The following is a 15,490-nucleotide window of genomic DNA, read 5'->3' as shown; positions in this document are numbered from 1 at the left end:
ATTAAAAAGGCTTCCGAAATCGGAAGCCTTTTCTGTATGTGTGTGATTTATATTACCCCAAAATTTCTTTTACATCATCGTAGCCACCAGCATTGTAGACTTCGGTGATGCCTTGTGATTCAAGGAATTGTTTAGCCTTTTCAGCTCTTCCGCCTGCTTTGCAGAACAAAACAATCGGTAAGCTAAACTTTTTCACTTCTTCCAATTGGCTCGGTAGCTCCATTAGAGGAATGTGTTTAGCTTGTTCAATTGAGCCGAACTCATCTAGCTCGTCTTGATTTCTAAGATCAATTAGCGTAGCATTTGGGTTTTTAAGTGCGTCCATAGTATCTGTGTTTAAAATTTTATTTCCAAAAAGCAATCTTCTTAAGAATAGTGGAATTACCATATTACAATGCGTTTTTCAGGTGATTTATACATTTTATCATTCGGCTGAATGTCAAATGCCTCATAAAACGCATTGATGTTTTCTAGAGGAGCGGTAGCACGATAGATGCCTGGTGCGTGGAAATCGGTTTTGATTTGATTTTTCAAAGATTCATCTTTGGTTTTTGTGCGCCAGATAGTTCCCCAAGAGATAAAGAATCTTTGCTCTGGAGTAAATCCATCAATCTTGCCAGGATTTCCGTGATCTTTTAGATACAGTTGTAGTGCATCGTAGGCAACATTCACACCGCCTAGGTCGGCAATATTTTCGCCAAGGGTTGCTTCTCCATTTACATTAATTCCTGGGAATGGCTCATAGGCATTGAATTGAGCTGCAAGTGCTTTTCCTAATTGGTTAAATTTAGTTTCATCTTCTTTTGTCCACCAATTGTTTAAGTTTCCATCGCCGTCGAATTTAGCCCCACTGTCATCAAATCCGTGAGAGATTTCGTGCCCGATTACGGCACCAATTCCTCCGAAGTTTACGCCAGCATCTGCTTTAAAGTTGAAGAAAGGTGGTTGCAAAATCGCTGCTGGGAACACAATCTCGTTGTAAGACGGGTTATAGTATGCGTTCACAGTTTGTGGAGACATGTGCCATTCGGTTTTATCTACGGGTTTTCCGATTTTAGCAATGTCTTTTTGGAAGTTCCAGTGTGCTAGATTTTGCAAGTTTTGGTAGTAGCTACCGCCGTCTTTGGTACTTTTGATTTCCACGGCAGAGTAGTCCTTCCATTTATCTGGATACCCAATTTTCACGGTGAATTTAGCCAGTTTCTCAAGTGCCTTTTGTTTGGTGGCAGGCGTCATCCAGCTAGATTCGTTAATGTGTTTTTTGTATGATTTTTTAAGGTAGTCGATCATTTCAGAAGCGCGTTCTTTTGCCTCTGGCGGAAAAACTTCTTTTACATATAATTTTCCGAATGCTTCGCCCAAATGATCGTTGATGGTACCCAGTGCACGCTTGTCTCTATCGCGCATTTTCTCGATTCCGTTGAGCTTTTTGCTGTAGAAATTAAAGCGTAATTTATCCAAATCAGTCCCTAGAGCCGAACTCGCCCCGTTTACAACATGTGCTTTTAAATATTTTTTGATAGCAAAAAGATTTTTCTGGTTGTAAAGCTTATCGAAGTTTTTATAGTATTTAATCTCAGGAATCAAAACTTCGTCTACATTTACCCCTTGTCCTTTTAAGAATTTTTGCAAATCTACATTTTTCACATATTTGCTTAAATCTTTAGTTTTTACAGGATTGTATTGCTTTTCGGCATCTCTTAAATCCTCAAAACCAAGCAAATTACTTGCGATTTGTTTTTCAAAATCTAGAACCGCTGTCGCAGATTTTTCTGGTGTTGGGTCTTTCATGTATTTAAATAAATCTACCAAATATTCGCGGTAGGCTTCTAATTTTGATTGAGATTCTTTGTCTTTTTTCTGGTAATAATCACGGTTCATGCCCAGATTTCCTGAGCCTAAATACACCGCATTTTGGTTTGAATTTTTAGGGTGAGCTCCTACACCAAAATCAAATAACTCGTTGTCGTAGTAAGGCGTTTCAGCGATGAGGTAATTGGTAATATCTTTCAGCGATTTAGCCTTATCAATTCGGTCTAAATTCCCTTGAATAGGGCTTAACCCTGCTTTATCTCTCGAAACAGTATCCATGATACTTTGGTATAAATCAGCCACTTTTTTCTCGTCGCTACCTTCTGCAAATTGCTGATTTAAAAGGTTTTTTAATATTTTTAAAGAAACTTCGTCGTTTTTCTCTCTTAGTTGGTCAAAGCTTCCCCAACGTCCTCTGTCGGCAGGGACTTTGGCTTTTTGCATCCATTTTCCGTTTACAAAATTGTAGAAATCATCTTGTGGGCGCAGGCTAGTGTCCATGTTTTCGAGGTCGATACCTTCGTGTTTCACCTGAGCGGGCGTTAATTTTGTGAGCGGAACAGATTGCTCTGTAACTTCTTTAGGTTCCGTTGATTGTTGATTGGTCTGAGCTGTTTTACAAGCACTTAGTGCAAGTGCTGCAAACAGCGGCAAATAAATTTTCTTCATTATTATTTATAGCTAAAATTTTACAGTTTTTTTAATTATTTAATTTCCCAGAAATTATCTCCAGAAAGTAATTGATTTAAGGTTTCTTGCGAATGTTCCTCGGCACGGTGGATTTGGTCTAGTAGTAAATCCTCGTAAGTAGGGCGTTCTTTGGCATAGAAAATACCAAAAACGCGTGGCAAATTTTCTCCGCCAATGAAATCAAATCTAGCCAAAATTTCAGCCTTGATTAAATCTTTTTCATCATGCACCATCAAATCATTTTCGCTTAAACCTTCTTCTTTAAAATTGACAAACCTTGGTGTGATACCATCGAGAATGATTCCTTTTTCGTTTTCTTTCCCGAAGACGAGTGGCTTGCCATCTTCCACATACAGTGCGGTTTCTGGTCTTTGTTTTTTATCGGTAAACTCTTCAAAAATGCCATCGTTGAAGATAGGGCAGTTTTGGTACACCTCTAGGAAAGTCGTTCCTTTGTGAGATGCCGCACGCTCCATCATTTGGCGTAGATGTAGCGGGTCTCTGTCCATGCTTCGCGCCACAAAAGAGCCCTCTGCACCTAGTGCCACTACGGGTGGATTGAACGGGTAATCGATAGAGCCCATGGGCGAAGATTTAGTTTTTAAACCTTGTTTGGAAGTAGGCGAATATTGCCCTTTGGTGAGCCCGTAGATTTCATTATTAAACATTAAAATGTTATAATCCACATTTCTCCTCAAAGCATGAATCAAGTGATTTCCCCCGATAGAAAGGCTATCTCCATCGCCTGTAATCACCCAGACATGCAGATTGGGGTTGGCAATTTTAGTTCCCGTAGCGATGGCAGTAGCACGCCCGTGAATGCTGTGCATGCCATAAGTATCCATATAGTAAGGAAAGCGAGAAGAGCACCCGATTCCTGAAATAAATACAATATCCTCTTTCGGGATTCCCAAGCCTGGCAATACCGATTGCATTTGTTTTAAGATAGAATAGTCGCCACAACCAGGGCACCATTTTACCTCTTGGTCTGATACAAAGTCTTTTGCAGTTAGTACTGTTGTCATGATGACAAATGTACTAAATTTGTGAGGACTAAAACTACTTTTTTTTTAAAAGCATAAAATTCTTAGTTGCTTAGGCTACTTTAGAGGCTTTAGCTAGCCTTTTGGCAGCGAAAAATTGCCGGCTTGGTAAAATATTTTAACATGCTAAAGGCTTGCAGTTCCTAAAACTTTTTATAGCTTTGCCCCACTCTTATGAAACAGTGTGTACAATATATAATGAATTGTGATAAGTTTAACGGTTTTTCCTTGCTTAATACAGGAAAAAGTGTAAGCACACACACACACACAACTTATACCTTAATATAACCTGTCTATTTGCTTTTGCAAGTAGTTTTCCATTCGATTTAAAGATAAAAAATAGTGGTGCCAGCTTATGGCTAGCTATACTATATTATAAAATAAAGCCAAAGTTCCGTTTAGGAGCATTGGCTTTATGTTTATCTAAAAATAAATGTTTTTGCAGTGCCCTACACTGTAAAATACTTTTCTTCATACACTCTCATGGAACGGGCTTCCTAGTAGAAAGTTTTTTTTCATACTTAATTTTTCTAGCTAAACAGTTAGGAGAGTTGTTATGTGATGTTCGCTATGAGAATAGCCGACAATCGTTTTTAAGTTTTGGCCTTGCTGTGGAAATCCCCTAACTCCACGGTAAGGCTTTTTTGTTGAAAGTAGCACAGCTTTATAGCTGTTAATATAAATGAGAAGTTCTTTGGGATTTTGTATAGTGTTAGTGTTTTCTTTCTTCTTCTTTTCTCTTGATAGAAAAGAAGCAAAAGATCAAGAGCGAAGGCAGCGGTTTGCCTAACGGCACGGGGTTCGCCTCCGCTTTTTGAAAGCTATCGCTTTCAAGTTCGCTATGGAGGCTCTCCCTAAACCTGCCTTCACTCACCCTGCGTGCGCAAAGGTTCACCCGCTCAAACAAAGCGAAGCGTTAATGAGCAAGTGCGTGGGCGGAGTTAATTCTCCTTTTTTTAAGAGGGGTGCTTGATAGAGCGAGGTGTTTTTCTGTTCATTTTGGCTTGACCCAAAGTCTTGCGAAGACTTGGAGCAAGAGTATGTGAAACGAAAAAGTCAAGAGCGAAGGCAGCGGTTTGCCTAACGGCACGGGGTTCGCCTCCGCTTTTTGAAAGCTATCGCTTTCAAGTTCGCTATGGAGGCTCTCCCTAAACCTGCCTTCACTCACCCTGCGTGCGCAAAGGTTCACCCGCTCAAACAAAGCGAAGCGTTAATGAGCAGGTGCATGGGCGGAGTTAATTCTCCTCTCACATAGGTGATTTAGCCCTGCAAAAAGGAAACACTATACAAAATCCCGTGTGATATAAAGAAAAATAAAAAGTAATAAATCATAAAGTTTAATTTTAAAAAAGTAAAAAAGTATGAAACGAAGTTTTTATCTTCTAGGAATGTTGCTGTCGGGCGGTGTAGCCCTTGCGCAGCAAGATGCAGAGGGGCGTGTGGGTATTAATACCTCAAATCCTGTAGCGAGTTTAGACATTTCTCGGAACGAGGCATTATTGAAAGATGCAGAGACCCAAAAGCAAGCGCAAGGGGTTTCGTTCCCGAATTTTAGTACGGAGGAGCGTTCTAAGTTTGAGAATGTGGCAGAGGGTACTATGATCTACAACACGACCAAGAAATGTTTAGAGATGTATTTTGGGTTGAAAGGTGGTCGAGCCCATTGGGATTGTATTCCGAATGCGACGAGTGCACAGTCCCAAAATGTGGCAATAGTGCCAGCGGGCTTTGAGGGGACTTATGTCGCAGGTATTGCGATGAATAGTGCCAATAAAGTAAAGTTTGAGTTGCAAAACAATGGTTTTTCTCCCATTAGCAATGTAGATTTTTCTAGCGCCGTGAGCATTTCCAATAAAGGAGGGGTGAGTGTTTCTTCTGGGCAGAACTCTAATGTGAGTTTGCAGGCAGGCGGTAAAACCACGTTGAGTTATACGCTTACAGGTACGCCCCAAGAGGGAGCTTTGGTAGCAAATTTTAATCATTTAGGCTTAACTGCCGACTTGCAAACGCAAGTAGGTTTAGGTTCTGCAAGTGTTGCGAACAAAGACAATTACACGGTATCTTTGTATTACCAGCCTACCAATACCGTTGTTCCAGGGAAAATAAACAACGGAGCAGAAAAAGTAACGATAAAAATCCCATATACCAATGGGAAAGGCTCATATAATGCTGTAAACATTAACAACATAAGAACCGCACCAGGGCAAAATGGTGATATAAATAATTTAAGCCTCTCTATCCCTGCGGGCAACTTTGGGGTGCAGGGGAAGCTTACCGCCACGATAAGTGTAGATGGCGACGGCGAGTATTTAGTAAAACAGCTGGCGCCAGGCGAGCAATATACCATTGCTACCTTCCCTATTGATATGAATGGTACACGTTACGATGTCGTATTAAAAGGAATAGGCGGTATCCTAGATAAGAACTTTAATGTAATGACCAATGGCAAGTACGAGCATAGATTTATCTATGTGCCAGTAAAAGGCTTAGACGGCAAGCTATGGCTTAACAATAATTTAGGGGCTAATTATGCCAATGTAGACCACCCAGCCTTTAACCCAGTGCAGGGGGCTAAGTCATTAAGAGATGAAAATGCTTATGGTTCACACTTCCAGTGGGGTAGAAAAGCCGATGGGCACGAGCTTACCACTTATACTTCTCCTACCAGTGGTTCTATGACCCACCCTGACATGCCTTGGTACAGCGATTACCAATTACAGACTTTCAATGATCCATGTCCTGCGGGTTATCATGTGCCTACAAAAGAGGAGTGGGATGCTTATAATAATTTACTTCCAAGCAAAAATGCACAAGCTTGGCAGTCTGATGTGTTGCACCTCACTTATGCGGGCGGTAAGAGCGCTGGAAGGTGGTATCCACTTCCAGGCGATCCTGAAGGCTGGTACTGGACCTCTTCTCCGTACGATAGTTCCCACGCGTGCTACTTGTACTTCAGTGGTAGCAGTAGCAGCTATCGTAAATGGGGGCAACCATTGCGCTGTCGCCAAGATTAGCGAGCGTTCAATTCCCCTCTGGGAGGGGGGGGCTTGATAGGGTGGAGTGTTTTCTTTCTTGTTCATTTTGGCTTGACCCAAAGTCTTGCAAAGACTTGGAGCAAGAGTATGTGAAAGCAAAAAGTCAAGAGCGAAGGCAGCGGTTTGCCTAGCGGCACGGGGTTCGCCTCCGCTATTTGAAAGCTGTCGCTTTCAAGTTCGCTATGGAGGCTCTCCCTAAACCTGCCTTCACTCACCCAACTCACGCTCAAGCAAAGCGAAGCCTTACCGAGCAAGTGCATGGGCAGTAGGCGGAGCGGAGCGCGTCCGAGGGATAAGCCTAGGGAGAAAGGGAGGCAAGCCCGCGGAGTCCTACGGTACGCAGTAGCCCATTTCTCTTGCTCTTGACTCACATACTCCGCTGTCGCGGACTTTGGTTCGTTTTGGGTCAAGCCAAAAGAACAAAGAAAGAAGAAGCCTGCAAAGGCGCTTATAGAAAGACTTTGCAGGCTTTTTTATTCCCTTATGGGAAAGGTGAGGAATTAACCCTACAAAAAGAAAAATTATAAATATGAATTACAAATAGGAATATGAATCATAAATATGAAACAATAAGAATTAAAAAAAAGTAAAGTATTATGCCAGTATTTTATAACAAAATTCAGAAGAAAAACCCAAGCAAGCCGAGTGAGCCTGCTAAGTGGTATTTAGCCCTACGCAGTGTAGGCATGTTAAAGGAAAAAGAGGTAGCTGTTCAGATTTCGGAGGAGACTACGCTCAATCCCAAAGAGGCGGAGATGGCACTGGCTCAGTTTGAAAAGGTGCTCATTCGCGCTTTGCTCAATGGGCAAACGGTGCAATTAGGCGATTGGGGTTCGTTTCATCTTACGCTCAATTCTGAGGGGGCGGCTAAAGAGGAGGACGCTACGCCTAATAAAGTGAAACGAGTAAATATCCGCTTTACGCCTGGGCAAACTTTAAAAGATGCCTTAGCCAAAGTAGAGCTAAGAGACGCCAAGGCGCAGTTTGGCAAGTAACTTAATCAAGGTATATGTTTAATATATATCCAAAAACGAGTGTAGCTTTTGAGTTGCAATCGTTTTGTAGTTTATAGGATTTAGTGTTTATTGACAAGGGAAGTAATTGCATTTTTAGTGCGAACCAGTGGGGGCGCAAGGCTGAACCCGTTTGGTGTGTAGCACAGACTAGTCGGTGCGATAGAACGGACTAGTTCGAGCAAAAACACGGACTAGTCGGAGTTTGGGTGCGGATTAGTCGGCGAGTGAAAGCACTCTTGTTGAGGAAAAATGCGTTTAAAAATATCTTTTGAAAAAAACACCGATTAGAGCAAAGGAGAAAAGGCTTTTTCTAAGCAAAAAGAAAAAGCTTTTTTCGTAATGCTACAACAACTTTCCGCTTAAGAACAATGCCGAAACACTGAAATAGATGATAAGCCCTGTAACATCGACCAAGGTTGCGACAAATGGAGCCGATGCAGTGGCGGGATCGAGCCCCACGCGTCTTAATATAAAGGGTATAAGCGAGCCCGAAAGGGTGCCCCATAGCACAATAAATAGTAGCGATACAGACACAGAAATAGCCACCCATAGCCAATAAGTGCCATAGTCGTAAATCCCTGTTTTTTGCCAGATAAAAATACGGGCAAAGCCTATAATGGCGAGGATAAATCCAAGCATTAAACCCGAGAGGATTTCTTTCTTCATCACATACCACCAGTCTTTGAGTTTAAGTTCCTGCAATGCCATGGCTCGAATGATGAGCGATGCCGCTTGCGAGCCAGAGTTCCCCCCGCTAGAAATAATGAGTGGCACAAAAAGCGCAAGTACCACGGCTTTTTCGATTTCGTCGTCAAAATAGCCCATGGCAGATGCCGTGAGCATTTCACTTAAAAATAGAATGATGAGCCAGCCCGCGCGTTTGCGCACGAGTTCCAAAAGCGAGGTCTGGGTGTAGGAAAGCTCAAGCCCCTCAACACCCCCAAATTTTTGAATATCCTCGGTGTCTCGTTCCTTGATTTTGTCTAGAATATCGTCAAAAGTTACAATGCCCACCAGCACCCCAGCATCGGTAATAATGGGGAGTGCCGAGCGGTCGTATTTTTCAAAAGAAGCAAAAGCATCTTCGATGGAAGTCATGGCAGGAATGCTCACAAAATTATTGTCCATCAGGTTTTTAAGAGGCATGTCGTTTTCAGCCATCAGGAGTTGCCCTATTTTTAGGTCGTCTATCAGCTCATTTTTTTTATTTACGATATAGATAAAACTTAGCGTTTCTGCGTTTTTGCCATGTTTTTTAATGTGTTGCAATGTTTCGCCCACCGTCCAGTTGGGGCGTGCTTGCACATACTGTGGTGTCATAAGCCTAGCGATCGAATCCTTGGGGTAGCCAATTAGGTTTAAGGCAGTCTCCTTTTCGCTATTATCCAGAAGATTGACTAAATGCTTGATTAAATCATCTGGAAAGCTTTCAAAAATAGCCGTTCTGTCATCGGGCTCTAGATTGTTCATCACCTCGGCAATGTCTTTGTCGCCCAGCGATTTTATGATTTCCTGTTGCAACTCGGTATCAAAGTAGGGGAAAACTTCCGATTTCTTTTCGCTAGAAAGAAACAGGAAAGAAACATCTCTACTTTTAGGATCTAGCGAAGCCAATTGCTCGGCAATATCGGCAGGGTGCTTATCTTGTAGGTTTAAAATATTCATTTGGATATAATTTTAAGGCTAAGGCTCTTACACTATGCAAAAGTAAACATTCTTGGCTAGATAATTTGCCCCAAAGAGGCATTAAACTAAAAGCTTTGTATCTTTGTCGCCCTAAACTTGATTGAAACATGCAGCATTTATTAGGCATAGCCATGAAAGATTATTTTGAAAATGATTTAAAAACCAAGGTGTTTACTCGGACCAATCTGATTGATGCAGAGGAGTTTCCAGTAGATTATTTCTTTAGAGAAATCGAAGAAATGCCTCCGCTGGAACAAGCCGCTCTGGAGTTGGCTTATGGCAAAGTGCTAGATGTGGGCTGTGGAGCAGGGGCGCATGCCATGTATTTGCAAAATGTGCCGAGTGTGGAGCGTGTAGAGGCAATAGATGTTTCGCCCGAAGCCATTTCGGTGTGCCAAGCGCGCGGAATTGCACATGCCCGCGTGCAAGATGTGATGTTGTGCCAAGGAAAATACGACACGATTTTGTTGCTGATGAACGGCACGGGAATTTGTGGGAAATTATCGAATTTGCTGCCTTTTTTAAAACATTTAAAAACGCTTTTAGCCCCAGAGGGGCAAATCTTGGTGGATTCTTCAGACTTAATTTATCTGTTTGAAAACGAAGAGGGAGAATTTGTAGTTCCGCAAGCCGAAAAGTACTATGGCGAAGTGGAATTCACTATAAACTATAACGGAGAAACCGAGGAATTAGACTGGTTGTATCTGTCTTATGATAAGTTGCAACAAGCCGCAAAAAAAGCCAAACTACAATGCGAAAAAATTGCAGATGGCTCTCATTTTGATTATTTAGCTCGGTTATACTAAGTCCTATTTATAAGGAGGCTTGGAATATCCCTCGCCATAGCCCACAAGCAAATCGTAGCGTTGCCCCCAGGGTTTGATGTAGAGCAGGGCACTGTATTTATTTTCAGTTTCCCAGAAAGACCCCGTAACGCTAGCGTAGTCCATTTGTTGGTCTTCGTTTCGGGTAGCAAAACTATAATTGTAATAGCCCTGTTTAAGCAAAATCTTGGTTTCCCAAACATCAAATTCAGAATTAAAGTGCAATACCGAATCATCTGTGCAAGAAAAATCGTTAAAGGCTCCTACCACGCACACATTTTCTTGCCCTTTGGGTTCAAAATCTTCGAGAAAAAAATGGATTTCGGCATAATCTGCCTCAAAAGCTGAATTTTGTGGCGTTGTTGCCATGTTTCTAATATAATAATCGCCATCTAGATCTGGCTGATCTTCGTAAACCCGATGCTCGGGATAGGAAACTCGGTACAAGAATACATTATATACACGATCTCTTAAAATATTTTGAGTCGTCATGCCCGCGATGTCTATATTTTTGGTGTCAAAAAATTCGAACTCAGCACCGCCTGCAAAATTAGTGTCAAAAGATTTATAGATTAATTGGTGCGATTGCGTAAAAGTGGGATTGCCCAATGTTTTGCTCGCTTTGGGATTGTTGTTTTGCATGATAAATAAGTCGTAGTCATTAGACTTAAAAAAGTCTAGCGAAGGGCTATTTACCACCACTGCCATACGCTGGTTTTTAGCTTTGTTATTGTTGATTCGCTCTATCGAAACGCCCACATCTGCAAGCGGTTGCACTACATAGAAACGCTTTTCTGCCAACACCTCATTGCTGCCAGATTTCAGCAGTTGAATGCCGTAATTTCCAGACAGTTTAAAACTGAAATCGGCATTTGGAAATTTGACTTCGTAGTGCATATAATTCACTCGCGTGTTGAAGGAGCTTTTGTAGTTTCTAAAACGATTGCGTTGCGCTCCTTCCAAAAATTCAGAAACAAAGGCAGCACTTGGTTCCCAATTTCGGTTGTAGCGAACAATTTTATAATCGTAGTTTTGATAATTTTGGTTTAAATCATCGAAAGAAAAAATCAGATTTTCTCCTATTTTCACCACGGGAGTGTGGTCATTTGTTTGGGGATTAAAGAGTTGAATTGTCTTTAGTTGCGCCCAAGCTGTGGCGTTTTGAACTAAAAGACAAATGATTATCATTAAAATTCTCATAACGGGCGTAAAAAAAATATTATTTAGAATTAATAAAAATAAGATGTTTTAATCTTATTTAAAAAATTAAGTATAGTAAAAATCTTGCAGTTTGCTATGCAAATTTATATTTTTGTGGCTGTTTAAAAAAGAAAAATTTATTTTATGTCCAAAGACATACGCATTAGTAAAGGTTTAGATATTAAACTTGTGGGCGAAGCCGACAAGATTGTATCGGAAGCAGCCGAATCGAAAGAGTATGCCATTGTACCTGATGATTTTCACGGGATTATCCCTCGTTTGATCAAGCGAGAGGGCGATCAAGTGAAGGCTGGAGAAGCAGTTTTTCATTCCAAAATGGATGATAAAATTTTGTTCCCATCGCCCGTGAGTGGTACAGTAAAAGAAGTGAGAAGAGGCGAAAAAAGAAAAATTTTAGCTATTGTAGTTGAACCAGATGGGGCAAATACTAGCTTAGAATTTACTCCGCTAGATTTGAGCAAGGCTACCGCAGAGGAAGTAAAACAACGATTGCTAGAAGGTGGTTGTTGGCCATTTGTAAAACAGCGTCCCTATGATGTGATTGCAAATCCAGAAGAAACGCCAAAAGCAATTTTTATCTCGGGGTACAACTCAGCACCCTTGGCACCAGATGCCGATTACCTAGTGGAAGGTAAGGAGAGAGAATTGCAAGCAGCTATCGATGCACTCGGAAAATTAACTTCGGGAAAAATTCATTTAACCATTGGGAAAGATAGTGGCGCTTCTGCGTTCTCTAAATTGAACGGGGTGGAATTGCACAAGGCTTATGGACCACACCCAGTGGGGAATGTTTCTACACAAATCGCAAAAGTAGACCCAATCAATAAAGGTGAAAGAATTTGGGTGGTGAAACCTGAAGATTTAGTAACGATAGGAGATTTCCTTTTAACAGGAAAATTAAACCTAACTAAATTAATCGCCGTAAATGGTGGACAGGTGGAAAATCCTAAATATGTAAGAGCCAAAGCGGGTGCTAAATTAGAAGATGTTTTGGCACAAGTTACCATCAAAGGAGATAATAACAGAATCATCAAAGGAAATCCTATTTCTGGCGAAAAGGCTACTGCACAAGATTATGTAGGAGCTTACACCAACCAAGTGGTGATTTTGGAAGAAGGAAATGATTATGACTTCTTTGGCTGGGCATTGCCTAGAGCTAATAAGTTTAGCGTTCTTAGAGCAAATATGTTCTCTTTCTTGTCTCCTAATAAAAAGTATAACTTATCTACAAATACTAACGGGGAGCAGAGAGCTTTTGTGCTTACAGGTGAGTACGAAAAAGTATTTCCGCTAGATATTTACCCTATGCAATTGCTTAAATCATGTCTTTATAAAGATTTAGACGAGATGGAAGCTCTAGGAATTTATGAAGTAGCTCCAGAGGATTTTGCGCTTACAGAGTTTATCTGTGTTTCTAAAATCCCACATCAGCAAATCATAAGAGAAGGTTTAGATGTAATGAATAAAGAAGTTGGCTAATTAAAATATAAAAAATGGCTTTAAAACAGAATTTACATAAATTAAAACAAAAGTACGCTGGAACTAGCATGGGTACTGTGTTTGGAGCGTTTCATACCTTCCTATACACCCCAGATGAAGTTTCTGCGTCAAAAGGATCGCAAATTCACGATGCGGCTGACCTTAAAAGGGTGATGAATACTGTAATCATCGCTTTGATTCCATGTTTGCTTTTCGCTATTTGGAACGCAGGGTATCAGCACTTTTTGCACGATGCTGATTGGGCTAAAACCAACGGCGTGGCTCCAAGCTTTTTACAATCATTCAGCGATGGTTTAGCTTGGGATTATATTTGGATTGGAATCAAGAAAATCATTCCACTATTGATCGTGTCTTATGTAGTAGGTTTAGGAATTGAGTTCCTTTTTGCTGCAATCAAGAAACATGAAGTAGAAGAAGGTTATCTTGTAACAGGTATTTTAGTTCCACTTATCGTTCCGATTGATATTCCACTTTGGATGCTTGCAGTAGCTGTAGCATTCGGTGTTGTGATTGGTAAAGAGGTATTTGGAGGTACTGGTATGAATATCTTGAACCCAGCGCTTACCATTAGAGCGTTCTTATTCTTTGCTTATCCTACTTGGATGAGTGGTGATAAAGTTTGGGTAGCTGGAGCGGTAGATCGTATGAAAGAAATCGCAGGTGGTGCTCAAGTAGATGCTATTTCAGGCGAAACAATTTTAGGGCATTTAGCGCAAAACACACCAGCAGGTTATAGCGTATCAGATATGTTCTTTGGTTTCATTCCAGGTTCTGTGGGAGAAACTTCAACATTCCTTATTTTATTAGGAGCTCTTTACTTAATCTATTCAGGAATCGGAAGCTGGAAAATCATTCTTTCTACCTTTGTAGGAGGTGCCGTTATGGGACTTATCTTCAATGGAGTGGTAGACGCAGGATGGATTTCAGAATATAGTCAATTCTATGGATTGATGAGCTTCCCTTGGTGGCAACAATTAATCATTGGAGGTTTTGCTTTTGGAGCAGTATTCATGGCGACAGACCCTGTGACCGCTGCCCAAACTGAAAAAGGAAAATACATTTATGGTTTCTTAGTAGGTTTCTTAGCCATCATGATTAGATGTTTCAACCCTGCTTACCCAGAAGGTGTGATGCTTGCCATCTTACTTATGAATGTATTTGCTCCTACCATTGATTACTATGTGATCCAAGGAAACATCAGCAAAAGAAAAAAACGTTTAAAACTTAAAACTGCATAATCATGGCAAAGAGAACAGACAGTAACGCTTATACTATAATATTTGCCATCGTAATGGTGGTTGTGGTGGGTGCTCTTTTGGCCTTTGTAGCTTCATCTTTAAAAGGTAGAATTAAAGCTAACCAAACTTTGGAAAAAGAGCAAAACATACTTTATGCAATGGGAGAAAACAACGACGAAAATCCATACAGTGGAGCAGGTTCAGTTAATTTTATTCCAACCGATAAAGTAGAACAAGAGTTTAATAAATATATCGTGAAACAATATGTTATCCAAAACGGTAAATTTATTGAAGATCCAAAAGCTTATCTAATTGATCTTAAAAAAGAATTAGCTAAGAAAAACAAAAACGAAATTAAATTACCTTTATTCATCGGAGAAAAAGAAGGACAAAAATTCTACATTTTGCCTATGAGAGGAAAAGGTCTTTGGGATGCAATTTGGGGATATATCGCATTGAAACAAGATTTAACAGTGCAAGGTATTTACTTTGACCACGCTGGGGAAACTCCAGGTCTTGGGGCAAATATCAAGGAAAGATTCTTTATGGATGATTTCCACGGAGAGCACATCTACGATGATAATCATGAGTTGAAAGGAATTACTATCCAAAAAGGGAATATGGATCCACTTAACGAAAGAAAAGAAGACCACAAAGTAGATGCTATTGCAGGTGCTACCATTACAGGAAACGGTGTTACCGCTATGTTGTATAGCACGCTAGAGATGTATTCACCTTATTTATTAGAACTAGCAAAACAAAATTAATTATGGCACTTTCAAAAAAGAATAAAGAATTAATTATTAGCCCATTGAATGACAATAACCCAATCACCGTTCAGGTATTAGGTATTTGTTCTGCATTGGCAATTACAGCACAATTAAAAGCTGCCATAGTTATGGCACTTTCTGTAATGTTCGTGCTAGCAATGGGGAACGTAGTGATTTCGCTTATGCGAAACATAATTCCAAGTAAAATTAGAATTATCGTACAATTGATTGTAGTTGCGGCGTTGGTAATTATTGTAGACCAAGTGCTAAAAGCATTCTCTTATGAATTAAGTAAGCAGCTTTCAGTATTCGTAGGTTTGATTATTACAAACTGTATCATCATGGGACGCTTTGAGGCATTTGCTTTAGGAAATGGTCCTTGGGCATCGTTCCTAGATGGTATCGGAAACGCAGCAGGATATGGTTTGATTTTGGTGATTGTAGGAGCGATCAGAGAGCTTTTAGGCTCTGGAACTTTATTAGGATTCCAAGTATTGGGAGACCCAATCCAGAAAACAGGTCTTTATAGCATAGGCTATGAGAACAACGGATTTATGCTCCTTTCTCCAATGGCGTTAATTACCTTGGGAATCATCATTTGGATTCAAAGAAGTAAAAACAAAAAATTAATCGAGGACGCACATTAATCCTAAAA

12 protein-coding genes are annotated in these 15,490 nt (G+C 40.6%); 7 read left to right on the top strand and 5 right to left on the bottom strand.

Features of this window, described 5'->3' with window-relative positions; translation table 11 throughout:
- Positions 1-52: 52 nt before the first annotated feature.
- Genes ORNRH_RS01420 through ORNRH_RS01410 form a run of 3 tightly spaced genes read right to left on the bottom strand, consistent with a single transcriptional unit; the run spans position 53 to position 3,527 of the window.
- Positions 53-388 carry a rhodanese-like domain-containing protein gene (locus tag ORNRH_RS01420; protein ID WP_014790136.1) on the bottom strand — a complete coding sequence of 112 codons (336 nt, stop codon included), beginning with the start codon at positions 386-388 and terminating at the stop codon, positions 53-55.
- A complete protein-coding gene (locus ORNRH_RS01415; RefSeq protein ID WP_014790135.1) occupies positions 382-2,481 on the bottom strand; it encodes a M13 family metallopeptidase in 2,100 nt (699 codons plus the stop codon). The genes ORNRH_RS01420 and ORNRH_RS01415 overlap by 7 nt, the downstream gene beginning before the upstream one ends.
- Before the next feature lie 35 nt (positions 2,482-2,516).
- A complete protein-coding gene (locus tag ORNRH_RS01410; protein ID WP_014790134.1) occupies positions 2,517-3,527 on the bottom strand; it encodes a 2-oxoacid:ferredoxin oxidoreductase subunit beta in 1,011 nt (336 codons plus the stop codon).
- Between the two features lie 1,379 nt (positions 3,528-4,906).
- On the opposite strand from ORNRH_RS01410, the gene ORNRH_RS01405 reads away from it, so the two are divergent.
- On the top strand, positions 4,907-6,559 hold the full coding sequence (locus tag ORNRH_RS01405; protein ID WP_014790133.1) for a fibrobacter succinogenes major paralogous domain-containing protein: 1,653 nt from the start codon (positions 4,907-4,909) through the stop codon (positions 6,557-6,559).
- Between the two features lie 617 nt (positions 6,560-7,176).
- Entirely contained in the window at positions 7,177-7,575 is a 399-nt protein-coding gene (locus ORNRH_RS01400) for an HU family DNA-binding protein (protein ID WP_014790132.1), read from the top strand.
- Between the two features lie 363 nt (positions 7,576-7,938).
- Here ORNRH_RS01400 and mgtE read toward each other — a convergent pair whose 3' ends face one another.
- On the bottom strand, positions 7,939-9,261 hold the full coding sequence (mgtE, locus tag ORNRH_RS01395) for a magnesium transporter (RefSeq protein ID WP_014790131.1): 1,323 nt from the start codon (positions 9,259-9,261) through the stop codon (positions 7,939-7,941).
- A 128-nt stretch (positions 9,262-9,389) separates the two neighbouring features.
- Between mgtE and ORNRH_RS01390 the strand changes: the two genes are divergently transcribed.
- A complete protein-coding gene (locus tag ORNRH_RS01390; RefSeq protein WP_014790130.1) occupies positions 9,390-10,088 on the top strand; it encodes a class I SAM-dependent methyltransferase in 699 nt (232 codons plus the stop codon).
- Positions 10,089-10,091: 3 nt separating this feature from the next.
- Here ORNRH_RS01390 and ORNRH_RS01385 read toward each other — a convergent pair whose 3' ends face one another.
- A complete protein-coding gene (locus ORNRH_RS01385) occupies positions 10,092-11,294 on the bottom strand; it encodes a type IX secretion system plug protein (RefSeq protein ID WP_052040707.1) in 1,203 nt (400 codons plus the stop codon).
- A gap of 156 nt (positions 11,295-11,450) precedes the next feature.
- Here ORNRH_RS01385 and ORNRH_RS01380 point away from each other — a divergent pair, with 156 nt between their 5' ends.
- The 4 genes from ORNRH_RS01380 to ORNRH_RS01365 are packed head-to-tail and all read left to right on the top strand — an operon-like array spanning position 11,451 to position 15,482.
- Positions 11,451-12,806: a Na(+)-translocating NADH-quinone reductase subunit A gene (locus tag ORNRH_RS01380; protein ID WP_014790128.1), complete on the top strand. Its 1,356-nt coding sequence runs from the start codon at positions 11,451-11,453 to the stop codon at positions 12,804-12,806.
- A gap of 14 nt (positions 12,807-12,820) precedes the next feature.
- Entirely contained in the window at positions 12,821-14,065 is a 1,245-nt protein-coding gene (locus ORNRH_RS01375; protein WP_014790127.1) for an NADH:ubiquinone reductase (Na(+)-transporting) subunit B, read from the top strand.
- 2 nt (positions 14,066-14,067) lie between these two features.
- The gene (locus ORNRH_RS01370; RefSeq protein WP_014790126.1) at positions 14,068-14,832 is read left to right on the top strand and encodes a Na(+)-translocating NADH-quinone reductase subunit C; all 765 of its coding nucleotides are present in this window, start codon (positions 14,068-14,070) and stop codon (positions 14,830-14,832) included.
- 2 nt (positions 14,833-14,834) lie between these two features.
- Complete coding sequence (locus tag ORNRH_RS01365; RefSeq protein ID WP_014790125.1) at positions 14,835-15,482, top strand: NADH:ubiquinone reductase (Na(+)-transporting) subunit D; 648 nt, start codon at positions 14,835-14,837, stop codon at positions 15,480-15,482.
- The last annotated feature ends 8 nt before the right edge of the window (positions 15,483-15,490 follow it).

It is taken from the genome of Ornithobacterium rhinotracheale DSM 15997 (genome assembly GCF_000265465.1).
Lineage (GTDB): Bacteria > Bacteroidota > Bacteroidia > Flavobacteriales > Weeksellaceae > Ornithobacterium > Ornithobacterium rhinotracheale.
Note: the sequence above shows the minus strand (reverse complement) of the source record. Positions and strands in the feature narration are given on the sequence as shown.